The organism is Nocardia carnea NBRC 14403 (assembly GCF_000308515.1).
Lineage (GTDB): Bacteria > Actinomycetota > Actinomycetes > Mycobacteriales > Mycobacteriaceae > Nocardia > Nocardia carnea.
In genome coordinates, this window is the sequence record NZ_BAFV01000113.1 from 1 (window position 1) to 19103 (window position 19103).

Consider the following 19103-nt stretch of genomic DNA (forward strand, 5'->3'; position numbering starts at 1 on the left):
CCGAGTTCGGCGAAGCGGGCGCTGGACAGCTCGCCGACGCGGGTGGCGAGCACCGAGCCGAGCACCGAGACGCCGATCGCGCCACCGAAGGTGCGGAAGAACGCGACACTGCTGGAGGCGGCGCCGATGTTCTGCACACTCACGGTGTTCTGCACGGCCAGCACGAGGTTCTGCATCATCATGCCGACACCGAGACCGGTGACGGTGATGAAGGCGCCGATCAGCCAGATGTTGGTGGCGTGGTCGACGGTCGACAGCAGGGAGAATCCGATGACCAGCAGCGCGGCACCGGCGACGACGAACGGCTTCCACTTGCCGAATCGGGTGATCAGCAGACCGGACGTCACCGAGGCGACGAGCATCCCGGCGACCATCGGCGAGGAGAGCAGGCCTGCGGCGGTGGGGGAGTAGCCACGCGCGGTCTGCAGGTACTGGCCGAGGAAGGTGGTGGCGCCGAACATCCCGACACCCACGGCGATCGAGGCGAGGATGGCCAGCGCGGTGGTGCGTTCGGTGACGATCTTCAGCGGGATGACCGGGTCCTTGACCTTGGCTTCGACCAGTACGGTGGCGATCAGCAGCAGGACACCGCCGCCGACATACAGCGCCGATTCGGTGGACCACCAGTCGTAGTAGCCGGCTTTACCGGCGAACGAGACCCAGATCAGCAGGACCGACACGCCGGCTGTGAGCAGTGTGGCACCCAGCCAGTCGATGGATACGTTCTCTTTGCGGGCGGTGGGCAATTTCAGCGTCCGCTGCAGCAGGAACAGGGCGATCAATGCCAGCGGTACGCAGATGTAGAAGCACCAGCGCCAGCCCAGCGGGCTGTCGACGATGACGCCACCGAGGATCGGTCCACCGGTCATCGATACGGCCATCACCGCACCCATATAGCCGGAATAGCGGCCGCGTTCGCGGGGCGGGATGATGCTGCCGATGATCGCCTGCACGAGCGCGGTGAGCCCGCCCATGCCGATACCCTGCAGGGCGCGGGCGACCAGCAGCACGGCGACGTTGTGGCTGAGGCCGGCGATCACCGATCCGATGACGAAGATGACGATGGCGGATTGCACCAGCGTCTTCTTGTTGAACAGATCGGCGAGTTTGCCCCAGATCGGCGTGGAGGCGGCGTTGGTGAGCAGCGCCGTGGTGATGACCCAGGCGTAAGCAGTCTGCGATCCTTGCAGGTCGCCGATGATGGTGGGTAGCGCATTGGCGACGATGGTGGTGCTGAGCAGCGCCGTGAACAGCGCCGCGAGCAGGCCGGTCATCGCTTCGAGGATCTGGCGATGGCTCATGGCGAGCGGGTCGCGAGATGGCGGTGCCTCGGTATCAGACATCAGTTCTCTCTTTCGGAACCTGCGGATTCTCGCTCGTCGAGGCGCAGCGGGAACGGGCATTGAGGGAATTACGGAGTCGTCGTACGGCCAGATACGCCTGTTCGGCGTCGTCCTCGGACCAGTCGTCCAGGGTTTCCTGAAGATGCCGGGTATGGGCTTGTCGTGCCCGGTTCAGGAGATCCAGGCCCTCGTCGGTGAGCTGAACCAGCGCGGCGCGGCCGTCGCTGGGGTCGGCCCGGCGGACGATATATCCGGCGGCGACCAACTCGGTGATATGGCGGCTCAGCGCCGATTGGGTGATGCGCATATCGGCGGCGAGGTCGACCTGCCGGCAGGGGCCGGATGCGTCGAGGGTGGTGAGAACGGCGAGTCCGCCGGGCGGTAGCTGACCTGCGTCGGTGAAGAACAGGGCACTGCGGAGGGCTCGGCCGATTTGGAACATCTCACCGAGGAGGTGTTGAGCAGTATCGGATGAGATGGGCACTCGGACTCCAATAGGGGAATAGTTTCTTTCGCTAATCAACTTTAGAGCAGTTGCTTTCGCTAATCAACTAACTGGGCCCGGCGAACGGGCTCGTGAGGATGTGGCGTTGTGCACAACGAAGAAGCCGGGACGGCCGCCGCGTAACTCGGGCGCGAGGGGTGCTCCGGAGGCGCCAGGGTAGTACCCGGATCGAGTGCGCCGGGCGGCGGGGCGGTGCGGGAGCGCGGCGGTGGCGTGTTGGCGGCGATAAGCCTGGGCAATATGAAATACCCTGCACTGCACGAGAGTTGGACATTCCTGGCATTCGTCCCGTTCGGGGAATCCGTAGGTGCTGTCGACCGGTGCGCCTAACCGGACATACAAGACATGCTGCGCACCTATCTCGCGCGGGGATCGGGTAGGTGCAGTCGTGCCTGTCGGGATCGGTCCGCCGTGCCCGGGCGCGGCGGCCCTCTTGGTGTCGTAGACCTCAGCAGGGATAGGCGGAAGACGAGCAGCGCGACAGCCGCCCCGTCGCGCAGCCGCGCAGATGGCGGTGCTCGACGGGGCGGTGTGGGTGGCGAGGTGGTGGCGGTGGCCGGGATATACGGATCAGGCGACGACCGCGCGCTGCGGGACGCCGATGTACTCGCTGAGCGGGCGGATCAGCGCATTCGATTCGCCCTGTTCGATGATGTGCGCGGTCCATCCGGTGATCCGGCTCATCACGAATATCGGCGTGAAGGCCTCGGTATCGAATCCGAGCAGGTGGTAGGCGGGCCCGGCCGGAAAGTCGAGGTTCGGTTTTATGCCGGTGGCTTCGTCCATGGTGCGCTCGAGCGTTTCGTACATGCGCACCCACTTCTGCCCGCCGGTAGCGGCCGCGATATCGAGGAATGCCTGTTTCATGGTGGGCACCCGCGAATCGCCGTGTTTGTAGACCCGGTGGCCGAAGCCCATCACCTTCTCCTTCGCGGCCAGCTTGGCGCGCAGCCATTCCTCGGCCCGGGCCGGATCACCGATATCGAGCATATGGTGCAGCACGGCTTCGTTGGCGCCACCGTGCAGCGGCCCTTTGAGTGCGCCGATCGCCGCGGTGACCGCGCTGTAGATATCCGACAGCGTGGAGGTGACCACGCGGGCGGCGAAGGTGGAGGCGTTGAAACTGTGCTCCGCGTAGAGGATCAGCGAAACCTCGAACGCCCGCACCAGCTCCGGCGCCGGAATGCTGCCGAAACACATGTTCAGGAAGTTCTCGGCGTAACTCAGTTGTGAGTGGGGTGCGAGGGGATCGAGGCCGTGGCGGCGGCGGTGGTCGGCCGCGACGATGGTGGGCAGGACGGCGAGCATCCGTAAGGCCTTGTCGCGGTTGGCGTGAGCCGAATTATCGTCCTCGGCCGGGTCTTCGGCGCCCAGATAGCTGATCGCGGTCCGTACGACATCCATGGGATGGCAGGTATCGGGCAGTTTCGTCACCAGCGACAACAGCGATCGGTCGGCCCGCCGGGCGGCGCGTTCACGCTGCTGGAACCGTTCGAGCTCGGCGTAGGTGGGCAGTTCACCGTTCCAGAGCAGGTAGGCGACCTGTTCGAAGCTGCAGTGGGCGGCCAGATCCTGTACGGCGTATCCGCGGTAGGTGAGCGAGTTGGTTTCCGGTACCACCTTCGAAATCGCGGTGGTGTCCACGACGACCCCCGCCAATCCCTTGGAAATGGCCGGTATCGCGGTCACCGGCCCCTCGGAAGTGGGGCCACCGCCTGTTGTCGAACCGCCGAGCGATGCCTTGTCCATCACCGGCCCCTTTCCGCGGTGAAATCGTAAATACCGGAATCGAATTCGTTGTAGCTCTCGTACCGCAACAGTTCGTAGAGGCGGCTGCGGTGCTGCATCCGATCGAGCACACCGGACTGCGTTCCCTCGGCGAAGATCTCCCGCAGTCCCGCTTCGGCGGCATACATCGCCAGCCGCAGGGTCGAGACCGGATAGATCACCGCGTTGTAGCCGATAGATTCCAGCGTCGCGGCCGGAATCAGTTCGGATTTACCGAATTCGGTCATATTCGCCAGCAGCGGCGTCGATAGCGCCGCACGGAACTTCTCGAACTCGGCCGGGGTGCGCAGGGCCTCGGTGAAGATCAGATCGGCCCCCGCCTCGGCGTAGGCTTTCGCCCGCTCGATCGCGGCATCGAGGCCTTCGATCCCGGCGGCATCGGTGCGTGCACAGATTACGAATCCGGGGTCGCGGCGGGCCGCGACCGCCGCATGCAGCCGGCGGATCATTTCCTCGGTGGGCACCACCGCCTTACCGTCCAGATGACCGCAGCGCTTGGGGTTGACCTGATCCTCGAGATGACAGCCGGCCAGGCCGGCGTCTTCGAGCACGGTCACCGTGCGCGCGGCACTCATCGGCTCACCGAAACCGGTATCGGCATCGATCAGTACCGGCAGATCGGTGACCCGGGCGATCTGGTGGCCGCGCCCGGACACCTCGGTGAGCGTGGTGAGACCGATATCCGGTAACCCCAGATCCGCGGAGAGCACCGCGCCGGAGACATAGACGCCCTCGAACCCGATCTCCTGGATCAGCGTCGCCACCAACGAGTTGAAGGCTCCGGGAAATCGCTGGATACGGCCGGATTCCAGACCGGCACGGAACGCGGCGCGCTTCTCCGTTACCGGCCTCGGCGCCGCGAACAGGCCGGCCATCAGAACAGTCCTTCCGGGCTACCGGCAGCACGGGCGAGCACATCCGGCGACACGGTGAAGGTGAGTTCCGCCAACTCGCCGGCGGACAGCTCGCCCGCGCGCTGGACCACCTCGAGGAAGCGGTCCTGTTCGGGCGGGTCGACAACCCCCTCGGCCAGTGTGCGGAACTTGGCGATGTACTGGTCGCGGGCGAACGGCCGGGCGCCGAGTGGATGCGCGTCGGCGACGGCGAGTTCGCCGACGATCACCTCACCGCTTTTCAGCGTGATCTCGGCGCGGGCGCCGAACGCTTTCTCGGCGGGGTCGGTCGAGTGGTAGCGGCGGGTCCATTCCGGGTCTTCGGCGGTGGAGATCTTGTGCCACAGCGCCACGGTGTCCGGACGCTGTGCCCGCTCGGGTGCGTAGGAATGTTCGTGATGCCAGATGCCGTCCTGCAACGCGACCGCGAAGATGTACATCACCGAGTGATCCAGGGTTTCCCGGGACGCCGTGGGATCGAACTTCTGCGGATCACCCGATCCGGTCCCGATCACCACATGGGTGTGATGGCTGGTGTGCAGGACGATCGACGCGATCTGGTCCAGGTCGCCGATACGTTCCCGCATCCGGCGAGCCAGGTCGATCGGCGCCTGGCTCTGGTATTCGGCGGAATGCTCCTTGGTGTAGGAATCCAGGATCGCGCGCTTGGGCTCGCCCGGGCCGGGGAGCGGGACCGAGTACTCCGCGTCCGGACCGCCGAGCAACCAGGCGATCACACCGTCTTCCCCCTCCCAGATCGGGCCCGGTGCACCTTCTCCGCGCAACGCCCGGTCCACCGCCTCGACCGCCATCTTCCCGGCGAACGCCGGCGCGTAGGCCTTCCAGCTGGAGATCTCGCCCTTGCGGGATTGCCGGGTCGTGGTGGTGGTGTGCAGGGCCTGGCCGACGGCCTGATAGATCGTCGCGGTATCGAGCCCGAGCAAGGTGCCGATACCGGCGGCCGCCGAGGGCCCGAGATGGGCGATATGGTCGATCTTGTGCTCGTGCAGGCAGATCGCGCGCACCAGATCGATCTGGATCTCGTATCCGGTGGCCAGGCCGCGGATCAGGTCACGTCCCGACCGCCCGGCATGCTGGGCGACCGCCAGAATCGGTGCGATGTTGTCACCGGGATGGGAGTAGTCGGCAGCCAGGAAAGTGTCGTGGAAATCCAGTTCCCGCACCGCGACCCCGTTGGCCCACGCCGCCCACTCCGGGGAATAGCGGCCGCCGGCACCGTAAACGGTCGCACCCGGCCGATACGGGTGTGCGAGTGCCTGGGCCCGGGCATTGGCGACCGGGCGCCGGGTCAGCGCCGCCGCGGCGACCGCCGCATTGTCGATGATCCGGTTGACGATCATCTCCTCGGTCTCCGGCGCCACCTCGACCGGGTCGCGGGCAACCTCCGCAATACGCCATGCCAGATGCTGTTCGCGCGGGAACTCCGCGGCGGACCGGTGTGTGCGGACGAGATGATTCTTCACAGACGGCCTCCGGGGCTCGGCGGAAATTCGCTTGATTCGCAAGCTACTCATGGCGAATCAGTGATTCAATACCTCGCATTTGTCGATTTATGCGTAGGACGACCTGCAAATTTGCGGAAGTTGCGAATACCATGCGTGCTAGATTCGCGACCGTGCAGAAGATGTATGCGGGAGGCCGGCTGCGTGCATTGCGGGAGCAGCGCGGATTGTCCCAGTCGGCGCTGGCGAAGGAACTCGGGTTATCGGCCAGCTACGTCAATCAGCTCGAAAACGATCAGCGCCCGCTGACGGTCCCGGTACTGCTGCGGTTGAACTCCACCTTCGATCTGGAGATGGGTTTCTTCGCCCCCGATACCGATGCCCGGCTGCTCGCCGACTTGCAAGAGGTGTTCGCGGAGGACCCCGATGCGGCCGCTGTCACGGGCAGCGAACTCGACGATCTGTTGTCCCGGATCCCGGCCGCCGCTCGGCTGCTGGTGAGCCTGGACCGGCGGCTGAAAGCGGCCACCGGGCGCCTCGAACAGTTCTCGGCCGGGGTCGATACCGAGCCCGGTGAGCGGGGTGCCGCGATGCCCTATGAAGACGTCCGGGATTTCTTCTACGACCAGCGCAACCATATTCCGGCCCTCGATACCGCCGCCGAACGCCTGTTCGCCGAGAACCGGCTGACCATCGGCGGACTCGATCTGCAGCTGGCGCGAATTCTGCGCGAACAACACGATATCGCCGTGCGGATCCGGACCGACGACCCGAACCGGCCCGGGCCGAAACGCCTCTACGATCCGGGTGCCCGCCTGGTGTTGCTCGCCCGGCGGCTCGCACCCGGCCAGCGCGCCTTCCAGCTGGCCACCCAGCTGGCCTTCCTCACCCAGGGGCCGGCGCTGGACGCGATCCTCGCCGGGGCCGAGGCGATGCCCGCCGAATCGCGCCGGCTGCTGCGGATCGGCCTGGCCAACTATTTCGCCGGTGCCCTGATCCTGCCGTATACACTGTTCCGCGAGGCCGCCGAATCGCTGCGCTACGATATCGACCTGCTCTCGGCGCAATTCGAGGTCGGATTCGAAACCGTCTGCCATCGGCTGTCCACCCTGCAGCGGCGCGGGCAACGCGGCGTACCGTTCTTCTTTGTCCGGACCGACCGCGCCGGCAATATCTCGAAACGACAGTCCGCCACCGCTTTCCACTTCTCCCGCGTCGGTGGGAGCTGCCCGCTGTGGGTGGTGCACGACGCGTTCGCGACCCCCGGTCGGATCCGCACCCAGATCGCGGAGATGCCGGACGGTCGGACGTACCTCTGGCTGGCGCGGACTGCCGGTGAGAGCGCGCCCGGGTATCTCACGCCCACAAGGGAATTCGCCGTCGGTCTCGGTTGCGATCTCGCCCATGCCGACAAGCTGGTGTACTCCCACGGCCTGCCGCTGCACGACAGCAGCGCCGTGGTCCCGATCGGGGCGGGATGCAAAGTATGTGAACGCACCGACTGCGCACAGCGTGCGTTCCCGCAACTGGGCCGCCCGCTCGCCGTAGACGAGAACCGCGCCGCCGATATCCCGTACCTGCCCGCGTGGGGAAGCGCACCGCGCTGAACCGAGGCGCACCCTGTCACCGGCCGGGGCTAGCATCGGCGGTCATGGTGACCGACGCAGCGGGCCCGGCCGGACCGGATTTCCAGATCCTGGTGATCGGGGCCGGTCAGTCCGGTTTGTCGGCCGGTTATCATCTGCAGCGGCGCGGGCTGGTTCCCGGACGCGATTTCCTCATCGTGGACCACGCCCCGGGCCCCGGCGGAGCCTGGCAGTTCCGCTGGCCGTCGCTCACCCTGAGCACCGTCAACGGGGTGCACGATCTGCCGGGTATGTCGTTCGCGGAGAACCTGCCGCCCGGTGCCACCGTGACCGCCGACGTACCGGCCGCGACAGCCGTCCCGTACTACTACCGGCGCTACGAGGAACATTTCGGGCTGCGCGTCCACCGGCCGGTGACCGTCCGCGTGGTCTGCGATCGCCGCGAACGCGACGGGCTGCTGCACGCCGAAACCGATAATGCCGGAACCCTGCGCGTCCGGGGCCTGATCAACGGCACCGGCACCTGGGAACGCCCGTTCATCCCGCACTATCGCGGTGCAGACGTCTTCGCCGGCCGCCAGCTGCACACTCGCGACTATCGCGATCCGCAGGAGTTCGCCGGGCAGCACGTCGTGGTCGTCGGGGGTGGTATCTCCGCCGTCCAGTTGCTCGACGAGATCTCCCGGGTCACCACCACCACCTGGGTGACGCGGTCCGTGCCGGTCTTCCGCGAAACCCCGTTCGACCAGGACGCGGGCCGGCGCGCGGTGGCCATAGTCGAAGACCGGGTGCGCCGCGGGCTACCGCCGGGTTCGGTGGTGTCGGTGACCGGCCTGGTGCTGAACGAACGCCTGCGTGCCGCCCGGGATCGAGGTGTCCTGCACCGGCTGCCGATGTTCGAGCATCTCGAGCCGGACGGTGTGTGCTGGCCCGACGGGACGTTCCAGCCGGCACAGGTGATCCTGTGGGCCACCGGTTTCCGCAGCGCCCTCGACCACCTGGCGCCACTGGCGCTGCGGGGGCCCGGCGGCGGGATCACCATGACCGGCCGTTCGGCAACCGGGGTCGCGGCGGACCCGCGGATCCATTTGATCGGTTACGGCCCGTCCGCCAGCACCGTCGGCGCGAACCGGGCCGGTCGTTCCGCGGCCGTCGAACTCACCGCACAACTCGGCCTCGGGGACAGTCCGGCCCGCAGGTGATGGCGCGGCCTGTCCGACGGCGCGGAATCCGCCGGCCTGTCGGATTCCGGGTGGTGCCGATCGTCTAATGGGTGAAGGAGGTGTTCGAGCATGAAATACGTGCTGATGTTCTGTGAGACCGAGCAGTGGGAGAAGGACTGGGAGGCCCTGGACGATACCGCGCGCGAACAGGGATTTGCCCGGGTCCAGGCCTGGCTGGCCGAGTACGGCGACAAAATCCTGCACAACCGCAAACTCGCCGGCGGCGATACCGCGACCACGGTCCGGCTCGACGCGGCCGGCGGTGCCCTTGTTACCGACGGCCCGTTCGTCGAGGGCAAAGAGATCGTCAGCGGGTACGTCGAGGTGGAGGTCGCCGATCTCGACGAAGCGCTTGCCATGGCCCGGACCTGGCCGGGCTGCCCGCTGGTGGAGATACGACCGGTCCTGATGTGACCGGCGCCGATCCCGGCCGGGTGCTCGCCGCGGTGCTGCGCGAGCACGGCAGCCGGCTCGCCGCGTCGCTGGTCACCTTGCTCGGTGATTTCGCCGCCGCCGAGGATCTGGTGTCCGACGCGGTCGAGAAGGCGTTGCGCACCTGGCCGGTCGACGGTGTCCCGGACGATCCGCAGGCGTGGTTGTTCACCGTCGCCCGCCGCCGCGGCCTCGACATACTGCGCCGGGAAGCCAACTATCGCGACAAACTGCGGCAGGTGCGGTGGCCGGTGCCGGCGGAGACCGACGACCGGTTGCGGCTGATGTTCATCTGCTGCCATCCGGCGCTCCCGCGCGAAGCGCAGGTGGCGCTGACCCTGCGGATGGTGTGCGGATTGGACACCCGCCAGCTGGCGCGGGCGTTCGTGGTATCGGAAAGCGCTGTCGGCCAGCGCATCACCCGCGCCAAACGCAAGATTTCGCAGGCCGGTATCCCCTTCCGCACTCCCTCGGACGCCGAACTCGCCGAACGCCTGGACGAGGTATTGGCTGTCGTCTACCTGCTGTTCAACGAGGGCTACCTGGCGACCGAAACCGCCGGCGACCCGGGTCTGGCCGCCGACGCCGAATGGCTGGCGGCGCTGCTGGATCGGTTGCTGCCCGGCGAACCGGAGGTGATGGGGCTGCTCGCGCTCGTCCGGTTGCATCGGGCGCGTGCCGGGGCGCGTTTCGACGGTTCGGGCCGTATCGTGCTGCTTCGCGACCAGGACCGCACCCGCTGGGATCACGCCGCCATCGGGCGGGCGATCGACCTGCTCCTCGCTGCCGGCCGGCTGCGACGGCCGGGCCCGTACCAGGTGCAGGCGGCGATCGTGGCCTGCCATGCCGAGGCGCCGGACTGGGCCGCCACCGACTGGCCACAGATCGTGGTGCTCTACGAGCTGTTGTCGGCGATGACGCCCTCACCGGTGATCCGGTTGCATCAGGCGATAGCCCGCGCGCAAGTGGAGGGTCCGGAAGCGGCATTGGCGACTGTGGACGAACTCGCCGCCCAACTCGCCGGGTACCACTTGTTGCACGCCACCCGGGCCGAGTTGCTCCGCGAACTCGGTCGCGCGGACGATGCCGCAGTGGCGGACCGGAAGGCGCTGGCACTTACGCGAAATCCGGCCGAGCAGGCCTTACTGGAACACCGCCTGCACCGGCCTGCCGCAGCACCGAGGGAAGGAGGATCGCGATGAATGTCATGGCTATGGCACGCGCCGAGCGCGATGATATCGCCGCCCTGCTGGCGACTTTGACGCCGCAGCAATGGGAGGCGCCGACCCTGTGTGCGGGCTGGCGAGTGCGCGATGTGGTCGCGCATATGGTGAGCTACGACCACTTGAATGCACGCGGTCTGGCCGGGCGGTTCGTCCAGGGCCGTATCGTGCACGCCAATCAGGTCGGTGTCGACGAGTTCCGCGCGTACAGCACCGGCGAACTGCTGGAATTCTTCGACCGCCATCGGCAACCGCGGGGACTGACCGCCGGTTTCGGCGGGATGATCGCGCTGGTCGACGGCCTGATCCATCACCAGGACATCCGCCGTCCGCTCGGCTTGCCGCGCAGTATTCCCGAGGACCGGTTGCGTTATGTGCTGGCGCGGACACCCGGCAACCCCCGGCTCGGCGCCCACCGGCGGATCCGCGGGCTGCGGTTGTCGGCAACCGATCTCGAGTGGTGCCACGGCCGCGGCGCCGAGATTTCCGGACCGGCCGAATCGCTTCTCATGGCAATATCCGGGCGGCACGGTATCACCGGTGAACTCACGGGCCCAGGGGTTCCGATCCTGGCGGCACGGATCGGCGACTGACCGTGCGGGCTTTCTGCCCGGGCAGTCCGAATCCGGCTGCCGCTGTGGAAAATTCCGATTCCGCAGTGCTGTGATCCGTTGAGCGCTACTTTTCGTCACGCCGCGAACGTGTCCTTTCCGGGTCGCACCCCGCTCCGAATGGCGCACTCGGGACGCACTACTGCGTTCGCACGACATAGTTCGCAAGTCTGTGTAGTGTTTCTGCAATCTGAAACACGCATGAACAAAGTAGGGGCGTAGTGATCGGTATCGATGGATGTCTGGAACGCATCATGGACATCCCGGGCGCGCGCAGCGTGACCTTGGTCGACGGGGCGAGCGGGCTGGCAGTGGCCGGGGCCGGACGCCATGAACTGGTCGACCAGCACGAGGACGCAGCCACCACCACCGATGTCGTGCGCGCCGTACTCGGCTGTCCGGCGCTCGCGACCGGTGCCGACGACGACATCACCGAAATCATCGTGTGCGGTAGCGGGGGATACCACCTGATCGACCTGGTCCGCGGCGATTTCGAGGGGCGCCTGTTCGTGCACGCACTGTTCGACGAGGATTCCGGCAACCTCGCGATGGCCCGATTCCGGCTACGCGGCATCCTCGCGGACCTGACCGCAGACGATCGCGGACCGGAACCGGCGACCGAGGGCGGTCGTGCGCCGGCGGGACCGGCCGGGGGCGGCCATGGAACAGAACCGGACCAGGGCGGTCATGGGGTGGAACCGGCCGAGGACGGTTATGGGAACTGAGCTCGTGGACGAGCTGCAGCGGCTGGAAGACGAGGGAAGCACCGGCGTGCTGCACGCGGGCGACGGGGTTTTCCATCTCGCGGACGGCGCCATAGCCTCCGCCGAATGCCGGCGCACCACCGGGCTGGATCGGCTGGCCGCGGAAGCCGGGGTGGCCGCCGCCGACGAGTGGCAGCGCGCCGCCGCGGGTGACCCCGGGCCCGTGCTCGGCCGCCCCGTATTCGAAACCTTGGCGCTGCTCTCGGTGTTCGACGCCGCCTATTTTCTGCTGTCCGGGCCGGTGGTCGCCGAATTCCGGCCCGCGCCGCCCCATTGGCTGTCCCCGGTCTGCCATATCCGGCCGCGGGTATTGGTCCGCGAATGCGCACGACGTGGGGACCCGAATACCGGGCCGTGGCCGGCGCAGCTGGTCGACCGGTCACCCGTGGTGCCGGTCCGCCGGGTCCGCCGCAATCGTGTCGTACTCACCGGCGGCCAAGCCGAAGTACTCGCCGCCGCCGATACCCACCGCAGCGTCACCGTTATCGCCCGCGACCTCGGTCGCACCGCGTACGGCTGCCTCGAGGCAGTCCGCGACCTCACTGCGGCGGGGCTGATCGAACCCCCGGCGGACCGGCGAGCGCAGGCCTCGCCCCGGTACGCCGCCGAGCCGGTCCTGCGCCGGCGGATTCGGCAGCCGGTGCCGGTTCCCGAGGACGGCGAATGGGAGCCGGTGGATCAGCAACTGCTGCTCCGGCTCCGCACGGCACTGGAGGACCTCGCGTGACAGCGCGCAGGAAATTGCTCGGCGATCTGATGGGGAGGTTGACGAAAGTGCCGATGCCCGAACCGGACCCGGCGGTGCACGCAGAACTCGCCGGACTACGGGCCCGGGTGCCCGGGCTGATCGGGGCGCTCGTGGCGTCCAGCGACGGCCTGCTGGTCACCCACGACCTACCCGGACATATCGAACCGACCGGAATGGCCGCGCTCGCCGCGGCGCAACTGTCGCTATCGGACCGGCTGGCGGGTGTCGCGCACGGTGGCGGGTTCCAAGAGGTCGTGGTGGACGGGTCGCGCGGGCACGTCGTCATCTACGCGGCGGGCTGGGCATCGCTCACCGTGCTCGCGGAACCGGACGTGAACGTCGGCCGGTTGCATCTCGAATCCCGTCCGGTGGCGCGCAGTATCGCCGAACATCTCGCGGGCACCGCCCGTGATCCCGGCCGAACCAACGGAAGACCCGGATAACCCATCGAAAGGAAACACCTGTGTCCGATATGGACTTGGCGCTGAAGGATATGATGTCGATCGACGGCGCCGTCGGCGCGGCCGTCGTCGACTACAACAGCGGTATGGCGCTGGGGATGCTCGGCAGCTCGAAAGCCCTCGACCTCCACGTCGCCGCCGCCGGTAACACCGAGGTGGTGCGCGCGAAACTGCGGACCATCGAACAGCTCGGCCTGCAAGAGGATATCGAGGACATCCTGATCACGCTGAGCTCGCAGTACCATCTGATCCGCCCGATGACCGGCCGGAAATCGAAAGGTTTGTTCCTCTACCTCGCGCTCGACCGCGGCCGCGCGAATCTCGCGATGGCCCGGCACAAGCTGCGCGGTATCGAAGAAGACCTCGAGGTGTGACCCCCGCCGGATCGCGGTGTGTCACCGCGATCCGGCCATCGGTTCTATCGGCTCGCCGGTACCGCAGTAGTCGCGGGTTCGCGGACCTCGGCGGGTGGTTCGGTGCGGTAGAGATCGGTGATCCGGTCGGCGTACTTCTCGGCCACCACCGTGCGTTTCAGTTTCATGGTGAGGGTGACCTCGTCGCCGCCGGCTTCCCAGAAGACCGGCAGGACGATGAAGCGTTTGATCTGTTCGACGCGGGCGAGCCGTGCATTTCCGGCGGCGATACCCGCGGCGATCGCTGCCGGCACCGCAGGGGCGGCGGCGAGTGCGGCGGGCGTGGCATCCATGAGACCGTGCTGTGCGGCGTAGGAGCCGGCGGTTTCGGCGTCGAGGACGACGAGGGCGGTGTTGTAGGGGCGGCCGTCACCGATCACCGCCATGGCGCCGATGAGCGGCGTGGCTGCCTTGATGGTGTTCTCGATATGCGTCGGCGACATGTTCTTCCCCGACGCGTTGATGATGATTTCCTTCTTGCGGTCGACGACGGTGAAGTACCCGTCGGCATCGACGGTCACGATATCGCCGGTGGACAGCCAGCCGTCGGCATCGATCGCCTCCGCGGTTTTCTCCGGTAGGCCGCGGTATCCCTTCATCACCAGCGGCCCGCGTACCTGGAGCTCGCCGTCGGATGCGGTCCGGGCGTGCATACCCGGCAGCAGCGTCCCGACCGTACCCAGCCGGACATTGCGGGGGTGACTGACTGTGCCGATACACGACAGTTCCGACATCCCCCAGATCTCGGTGATCGGCACCCCGAGACCGGCGAAGAACCCCAGTGTTCCCGGCGGGATCGGCGCGGCACCCGACATCGCCCAGCGCATCCGGTCGAAGCCGAGTGCTGCCCGCAGACCCTGCAGGACCAGCGCGTCGGCGCGCTGCCATTCGGCGGCCAGATCGGCGGGGAGCTCACGGCCGGACAGGGCGTATTCGCCGCGGGTGGCGGCCACCGACAGCGCCCACTGCAGAGCGGCACGCCGTTCGGCGTCGGGCTCGGCGGCGACCTTGAAATCGACAGCGGCCCGGATCTTCTCCCAGACCCGGGGCACCGCGCCCCAGATGGTCGGATGCAGATCGGCCAGCGCGGCCGCGATTCCGGACGGGTCGGGGACACAGGTCACCTGGACGCCGAGCACCTCCTGTGCATAGAGCGCGGTGAGCCGATCGGCGATATGCGCCGAAGGCATATACGAGGTGATGGTGTCGCCGAATTCGATACCGAGCACCTCGGCCACCCCGTAGACCTGAAACAACAGGTTGGCATGGGTGGTCTCCACGCCCTTCGGGGCGCCGGTGGTGCCAGAGGTGTAGATCAGGGTCGCCACATCGCCGGGGCGCACGGCCCGCCAGGCCGCCTCGAAATCGAAATCCGCCGCGCCCGCGTCGCGTAACCCGGCCACCGGCAGAGTCCCGGCAGGGGCGTCGTCGAGACAGATCAGATGCTCGAAGGCGATCCCGCACTCACGCAACCGCGGCACATACTGTGGTTCGCAGATCACCACGCGGGCCCCGGCGTTGCCGAGAACGTATCCGAGCTGATCGGGCGGCAGGGTGTTGTACACCGAGAACGAGGTCGCGCCGAGGTGCTGAGCGGCCACCTCGAGTGGGTAGAAGTCCGGCCGGTTACCCATCATCAGCGCGACCGTGTCCCCGCGGCGGACGCCGAGCGCGGCGAGTCCGGCGGCGAATTCGCGGACCTGCCGGGCGTATTCCCCCCAGCTGACCGTGCGGGTGTCGCCTGGGGTGCGGAGCGCGACGGCGGCCGGCTCCACGGCGGCGATATGCTGGAACGCGGCGGGCAGGGTGTCGAAACGAACTGTGCTCACGGGGGAGTCTTTCGGATCAGACCGCGGCTGCGGTGGTATCGAGAACAGCGGCGGCGAAGCGGGCCGCGGACCGGTAGGCGAGCCGCGATTCCGGAATCAGAACGGGCAGTACCTGGAAGGCATGGATCTGGTCGGGCCACACCTGTAATTCGCAGACCGCGCCGGCGGCGGTCCACCGCTGGGCAAGGGCGAGAGCGTCACCGCCGAAGAATTCGGTATCGCCGGCGTGGATGAGCGCCGGTGGTAGCGGTTTACCGCGGGCGGGCAGCAACTCGTAGGGGTCGGGGGTGAAATGGGTGACCGCGCGCCGCGAGAGACCGGCCGACAGCAGGCCACACGCCCGCGCACCCTCGTAACCGGTGGCCACACCGAGGCTCAGATCCGCCATGGGCGAGAACAACACGACCCCGGCGGGTGCGGGCAGACCGGCGCGGGCCCGGGTGATGACGAAATCGGCGGCGAGGAATCCACCTGCGGAATCTCCCGCGACGACGATCCGCCCGGGCGCGTATCCCTGGCCCGCCAGCCACCGGAACGCGTGGTCGATATCCTGCGGCGCAGCCGGATGCGGATGTTCGGGCGCCAGACGGTAGCCGAGGGTGAACACCGGCAGCCGGGTCGCGGTGGACAGTCGCGAGGCCACTCCGCGATACCCGGACGCGGATCCGGCGACGAACCCGCCACCGTGCACATACAGCACGACCGCATCGGTCCGGCCGGCCCGCGGCCCGCGCACCCATTCCCCGGTGACCCGGCCGTCGCGAACCCGCTCGACCGTGGTGCCGGCCAAGGCCGGCGCCACCGCGCGCAACGCCTGGTCGATCAGTGTCCGCGCGAGCGGGAGGGTGCAGGCGTTCACCGGTGCGGCCGCGGCGAGCCGGCGCGCGGTCAGCGCCGACACCTGCCGGACGGTGCGGGCTTGCCACGAACCACGGACCGGCGATGCGGTCATCGCCGTTTCTCGATCGCGCGCACGATGTCTTGTACCGACGAATCGGCGGCCAGCCGGCTGTCGAGAACGGTGTTGATCACCCCGCGCAGCAGCGCGTAGGGCTGCCATCCGCTGGGCGCGATGGTGCGCGGCGCGCGGCGCGAGATCCCGTCGGCGATGGTGCGCGCGGCCTGTTCGGCGGTGATCCGCACGCTCAGCGGCCACGGCAGCAGATCGTTGATCCGGCGGCCGAGATCGTCGGCGTCGAGCATGGCGTGGGTCATCGGTGTTTCCACGAGACCGAAATAGGCGATTCCGGCGGTGGCGCCGGAGGCAGCCAGTTCGACCCGCAGCGCCCGGCCGAGCTGTTCGACCGCGGCCTTGCTGATCATGTACGGCGAACCACCCATACCCGGGGCGAACGCGGCACACGACGACACCACCACCACATGCCCGCCACTACGGACGATCTCGTCGAGCGCCGGATGCACGGTGTTGAACACTCCGGTGAGGTTGATGTTCAGCACCCGGTCGAAATCACCGGGTTCCATGGTGCGCAGGGTCGCCGGTACCGGGGTGACACCGGCGTTGGCGACGACGATATCGAGCCGGCCGAACTTGTCGGTCACCTCGCCGATCACCTGTTCCATCCGGTCCCGGTCGGTGACATCGGCGCCGATACCGTGGGCCCGCGCCCCCAGCTCGGCGGCGGCGCGCGCCGCGGCAGCCTCGTCGATATCGACCGCCACGATCACGGCACCACGTCGGTGCAGGATCCCCACGAGTTCGCGGCCGATACCCTGCCCCGCACCCGTGACCAGCACGACTTTGCCCCGGATATCGAATACCGGCCCGGTGAGCCGGTCCAGCGGGGCGGGTAGCGGCGGCTTCATGAGCTCATCTCGTAGGATTCGGCGTCGAAACGCTGGGTGCGGCGGCGGTATTCGAAACTCCAGCTCGGGTACAGCCCGGCATTGCGGCCGTCGGCAGTTGTGTAGTAGGTCTGGCAGCCGCCGGTCAGCCATACGGTATCCGCGCTGCGCCGTTCCATTTCCCCGACGAAGGCGTCCTGGGTTTCCCGGCGCACCTCCACCCGGCGGGCCCCGCGTGCGCGCAGGGTGCTCAGCGCGTCGACGATATAGGCGATCTGCGATTCCAGCATGAAGATGGCGGACTGGTTACCGGCCGCACCGAACGGGCCCAGGGTGCAGAAGAAGTTCGGGAATCCGGCCATCGCGGTACCCAGATAAGTCTGCGGTTCCTCGTAGTACAGCTCGGCGATGGAGCGGCCGTCGCGCCCGGTGATCCGTTCGAACGCAGTCGGGATGGGCGTGAAGCCCGTGCCGTAGATGATCGTATCGACCTCGATCTCGTCGCCGTCGCGGGTGACGATCGAGCGCGGCCGCACCTCCGCGATACCGTCGGTGACCACCTCCACGTTGTCCTTGTCCAGCGCCGGCAGGTAGGCGTCGGAGAAGATGGCTCGCTTACAGCCGATGACGTAATCGGGGGTTGCCTTGCGGCGCAGCCGCGGATCCCGGATCTGGCGCAGCAATTGGAGGCGGCCGAGCATCTCGAAGGGGTGCCGGAACCGGTTGTCGACGAAGCCGACCAGGCCGAAACTTTCGATCAGGCCGTACCACGTGCCGCGAACGGCCTTCTGCGCCAGCGGAAGACGCCGCAGCAGACTCCGTTCCACGCCCAGGGTGGGCCGATCCATCCGCGGCACGATCCACGGCGCCGACCGCTGGAACACCGTCAGTGCGGCCACCTGCGGCTGAATCTCCGGAATGAACTGCACCGCGGACGCCCCGGTACCGATCACCGCGACCCGCTCGCTGGTCAGATCGTGGTCGTGGTCCCAGTGCAGGGAATGGAACGCGGTACCGGTGAAACTGTCCAGGCCCGGCAGATCGGGGTACTTCGCTTCCGCGAAGATACCGGCTGCCGACAGGAAGTAGTCCGCGGTGAGCGAGCCGCGGGAGGTGTCGATCCGCCAGACGGCGTCCGCCTCGTCCCAGCGTGCGCCGGTCAGTTCGGTGTTCAACCGGATAGTGCGCACCACATCGTGTTCGGTGGCGACGCGGCGCAGGTAATCGAGGATTTCCGGTTGCCGCCCGTAGGTTCGCGACCAGTCGGGGTTCGGGGCGAAGGAATAGCTGTACAGCTGGGACGGCACATCGCAGGCGCAGCCCGGATAGGTGTTGGCCTGCCAGGTACCGCCCAGATCGGCGGCGCGTTCGAGCACCACCACATCGTCGAAACCGGCCTGCCGCAGGGCGATCGCCAAACCGATACCGCCGAAACCGGCCCCGAGGACGACGATGCCGTGATGTTCGGCTACCGCGCCGGGCTCCACCGCGCTCATCGCCGTGCCCCCACCGCGTCGCGCCGGACCCGGCCGGTGATGCCTTCGGCGATGGATTTGGTGACCAGTCGGTTCACCGGGCTCGCTGCGGCCAGTAGGGGCCGCAGGAGCGGATTGCCTTCGAGGGCGAACGTCCAGACCAGCCGGGTCGCGGTACCCAGTGACAGTAGGGTGAGGTCCTCGGCGAAACGGTGCAGGCCCGGTACGGACGCGGAATCGACGGTGAAGGTCATCCGGGTGTTCTCCTCCCAGCGGTAGAAACGCTCGTCGAGACGGAGTGCGCCGCCGAGGGTGACCTGCCGGGTGGTGCCGGCGCCGAACGGGCGCGGCGAGGTCCAGCGAGCGGCCGTGATCACCGGCGACCACGACACCAGGGCGTCGTCGGCGGTGAGGGTTTCCCAGACCTGTTCCCGCGAGGCCGGGATATCGACGATATGGGTGTACCGCCGGGCCGTGGTGTTCAAGAAGGTGTCATCCGCCGGTTCGAGCGGGAATCCGGTACGCATTGTGCTGGTGGGCCTT

General features: G+C 67.7%; 19 protein-coding genes. 9 read left to right on the forward strand and 10 right to left on the reverse strand.

What is annotated here, in order from left to right:
- From ON22_RS28150 to prpD, 5 genes are all read right to left on the reverse strand, one after another.
- Positions 1 to 1343: MDR family MFS transporter (locus tag ON22_RS28150; protein WP_043740831.1), on the reverse strand; the 1343-nt coding region annotated here is incomplete at its 3' end.
- The gene (locus ON22_RS28155) at positions 1336 to 1827 is read right to left on the reverse strand and encodes a MarR family winged helix-turn-helix transcriptional regulator (protein ID WP_033242811.1); all 492 of its coding nucleotides are present in this window, start codon (positions 1825 to 1827) and stop codon (positions 1336 to 1338) included. The genes ON22_RS28155 and ON22_RS28150, both read right to left, overlap by 8 nt.
- A 591-nt stretch (positions 1828 to 2418) precedes the next feature.
- Entirely contained in the window at positions 2419 to 3597 is a 1179-nt protein-coding gene (locus tag ON22_RS28160) for a bifunctional 2-methylcitrate synthase/citrate synthase (protein ID WP_081595899.1), read from the reverse strand.
- Positions 3597 to 4511, reverse strand: coding sequence for a methylisocitrate lyase (gene prpB, locus ON22_RS28165; protein WP_033242812.1), 915 nt, complete (start codon positions 4509 to 4511; stop codon positions 3597 to 3599). Before prpB ends, ON22_RS28160 begins: the two co-directional genes overlap by 1 nt.
- Complete coding sequence (prpD, locus tag ON22_RS28170) at positions 4511 to 6013, reverse strand: 2-methylcitrate dehydratase PrpD (RefSeq protein WP_033242813.1); 1503 nt, start codon at positions 6011 to 6013, stop codon at positions 4511 to 4513. The genes prpB and prpD overlap by 1 nt, the downstream gene beginning before the upstream one ends.
- Before the next feature lie 152 nt (positions 6014 to 6165).
- On the opposite strand from prpD, the gene ON22_RS28175 reads away from it, so the two are divergent.
- From ON22_RS28175 to ON22_RS28215, 9 genes are all read left to right on the forward strand, one after another.
- Positions 6166 to 7599, forward strand: a complete 1434-nt coding sequence (locus ON22_RS28175) for a short-chain fatty acyl-CoA regulator family protein (protein WP_174375637.1) — start codon at positions 6166 to 6168, stop codon at positions 7597 to 7599.
- 44 nt (positions 7600 to 7643) lie between these two features.
- Positions 7644 to 8780 (forward strand): NAD(P)-binding domain-containing protein, encoded by a 1137-nt coding sequence (locus tag ON22_RS28180; protein ID WP_051158193.1) that lies wholly within the window; start codon positions 7644 to 7646, stop codon positions 8778 to 8780.
- Positions 8781 to 8870: 90 nt separating this feature from the next.
- Positions 8871 to 9215 (forward strand): YciI family protein, encoded by a 345-nt coding sequence (locus ON22_RS28185; RefSeq protein WP_033242815.1) that lies wholly within the window; start codon positions 8871 to 8873, stop codon positions 9213 to 9215.
- Positions 9212 to 10435, forward strand: a complete 1224-nt coding sequence (locus ON22_RS28190; RefSeq protein WP_033242816.1) for an RNA polymerase sigma factor — start codon at positions 9212 to 9214, stop codon at positions 10433 to 10435. Before ON22_RS28185 ends, ON22_RS28190 begins: the two co-directional genes overlap by 4 nt.
- Positions 10432 to 11049: a maleylpyruvate isomerase family mycothiol-dependent enzyme gene (locus ON22_RS28195; RefSeq protein ID WP_033242817.1), complete on the forward strand. Its 618-nt coding sequence runs from the start codon at positions 10432 to 10434 to the stop codon at positions 11047 to 11049. Before ON22_RS28190 ends, ON22_RS28195 begins: the two co-directional genes overlap by 4 nt.
- Before the next feature lie 239 nt (positions 11050 to 11288).
- Positions 11289 to 11792: a hypothetical protein gene (locus ON22_RS28200; protein WP_231508306.1), complete on the forward strand. Its 504-nt coding sequence runs from the start codon at positions 11289 to 11291 to the stop codon at positions 11790 to 11792.
- Positions 11782 to 12558 (forward strand): MarR family transcriptional regulator, encoded by a 777-nt coding sequence (locus ON22_RS28205; RefSeq protein ID WP_033242818.1) that lies wholly within the window; start codon positions 11782 to 11784, stop codon positions 12556 to 12558. Before ON22_RS28200 ends, ON22_RS28205 begins: the two co-directional genes overlap by 11 nt.
- Positions 12555 to 13022 carry a roadblock/LC7 domain-containing protein gene (locus tag ON22_RS28210; protein ID WP_231508307.1) on the forward strand — a complete coding sequence of 156 codons (468 nt, stop codon included), beginning with the start codon at positions 12555 to 12557 and terminating at the stop codon, positions 13020 to 13022. The genes ON22_RS28205 and ON22_RS28210 overlap by 4 nt, the downstream gene beginning before the upstream one ends.
- A gap of 20 nt (positions 13023 to 13042) precedes the next feature.
- Positions 13043 to 13414, forward strand: a complete 372-nt coding sequence (locus ON22_RS28215) for a hypothetical protein (RefSeq protein WP_033242819.1) — start codon at positions 13043 to 13045, stop codon at positions 13412 to 13414.
- Between the two features lie 44 nt (positions 13415 to 13458).
- Here the strand turns inward: ON22_RS28215 and fadD11 are convergent, their stop codons facing one another.
- The 5 genes from fadD11 to ON22_RS28240 are packed head-to-tail and all read right to left on the reverse strand — an operon-like array spanning position 13459 to position 19087.
- On the reverse strand, positions 13459 to 15282 hold the full coding sequence (fadD11, locus tag ON22_RS28220; protein ID WP_033242820.1) for a fatty acid--CoA ligase FadD11: 1824 nt from the start codon (positions 15280 to 15282) through the stop codon (positions 13459 to 13461).
- A 16-nt stretch (positions 15283 to 15298) separates the two neighbouring features.
- Complete coding sequence (locus tag ON22_RS28225) at positions 15299 to 16234, reverse strand: alpha/beta hydrolase (protein ID WP_051158194.1); 936 nt, start codon at positions 16232 to 16234, stop codon at positions 15299 to 15301.
- Positions 16231 to 17106: a short-chain dehydrogenase/reductase gene (locus ON22_RS28230; protein ID WP_033242821.1), complete on the reverse strand. Its 876-nt coding sequence runs from the start codon at positions 17104 to 17106 to the stop codon at positions 16231 to 16233. Before ON22_RS28230 ends, ON22_RS28225 begins: the two co-directional genes overlap by 4 nt.
- Positions 17103 to 18581, reverse strand: coding sequence for a flavin-containing monooxygenase (locus ON22_RS28235; RefSeq protein WP_033242822.1), 1479 nt, complete (start codon positions 18579 to 18581; stop codon positions 17103 to 17105). Before ON22_RS28235 ends, ON22_RS28230 begins: the two co-directional genes overlap by 4 nt.
- Positions 18578 to 19087 carry an SRPBCC family protein gene (locus ON22_RS28240; RefSeq protein ID WP_051158195.1) on the reverse strand — a complete coding sequence of 170 codons (510 nt, stop codon included), beginning with the start codon at positions 19085 to 19087 and terminating at the stop codon, positions 18578 to 18580. Before ON22_RS28240 ends, ON22_RS28235 begins: the two co-directional genes overlap by 4 nt.
- Positions 19088 to 19103: the final 16 nt, after the last annotated feature.

Bases quoted from the DNA above. Each gene is read 5' to 3' on its own strand.
- ON22_RS28160 (WP_081595899.1), bottom strand. From the start codon at position 3,597: ATGGACAAGGCATCGCTCGGCGGTTCGACAACAGGCGGTGGCCCCACT.
- ON22_RS28195 (WP_033242817.1), top strand. From the start codon at position 10,432: ATGAATGTCATGGCTATGGCACGCGCCGAGCGCGATGATATCGCCGCC.
- ON22_RS28225 (WP_051158194.1), bottom strand. From the start codon at position 16,234: ATGACCGCATCGCCGGTCCGTGGTTCGTGGCAAGCCCGCACCGTCCGG.
- ON22_RS28235 (WP_033242822.1), bottom strand. From the start codon at position 18,581: ATGAGCGCGGTGGAGCCCGGCGCGGTAGCCGAACATCACGGCATCGTC.
- ON22_RS28185 (WP_033242815.1), top strand. From the start codon at position 8,871: ATGAAATACGTGCTGATGTTCTGTGAGACCGAGCAGTGGGAGAAGGAC.
- ON22_RS28180 (WP_051158193.1), top strand. From the start codon at position 7,644: ATGGTGACCGACGCAGCGGGCCCGGCCGGACCGGATTTCCAGATCCTG.
- ON22_RS28240 (WP_051158195.1), bottom strand. From the start codon at position 19,087: ATGCGTACCGGATTCCCGCTCGAACCGGCGGATGACACCTTCTTGAAC.
- ON22_RS28230 (WP_033242821.1), bottom strand. From the start codon at position 17,106: ATGAAGCCGCCGCTACCCGCCCCGCTGGACCGGCTCACCGGGCCGGTA.
- prpB (WP_033242812.1), bottom strand. From the start codon at position 4,511: ATGGCCGGCCTGTTCGCGGCGCCGAGGCCGGTAACGGAGAAGCGCGCC.
- ON22_RS28205 (WP_033242818.1), top strand. From the start codon at position 11,782: ATGGGAACTGAGCTCGTGGACGAGCTGCAGCGGCTGGAAGACGAGGGA.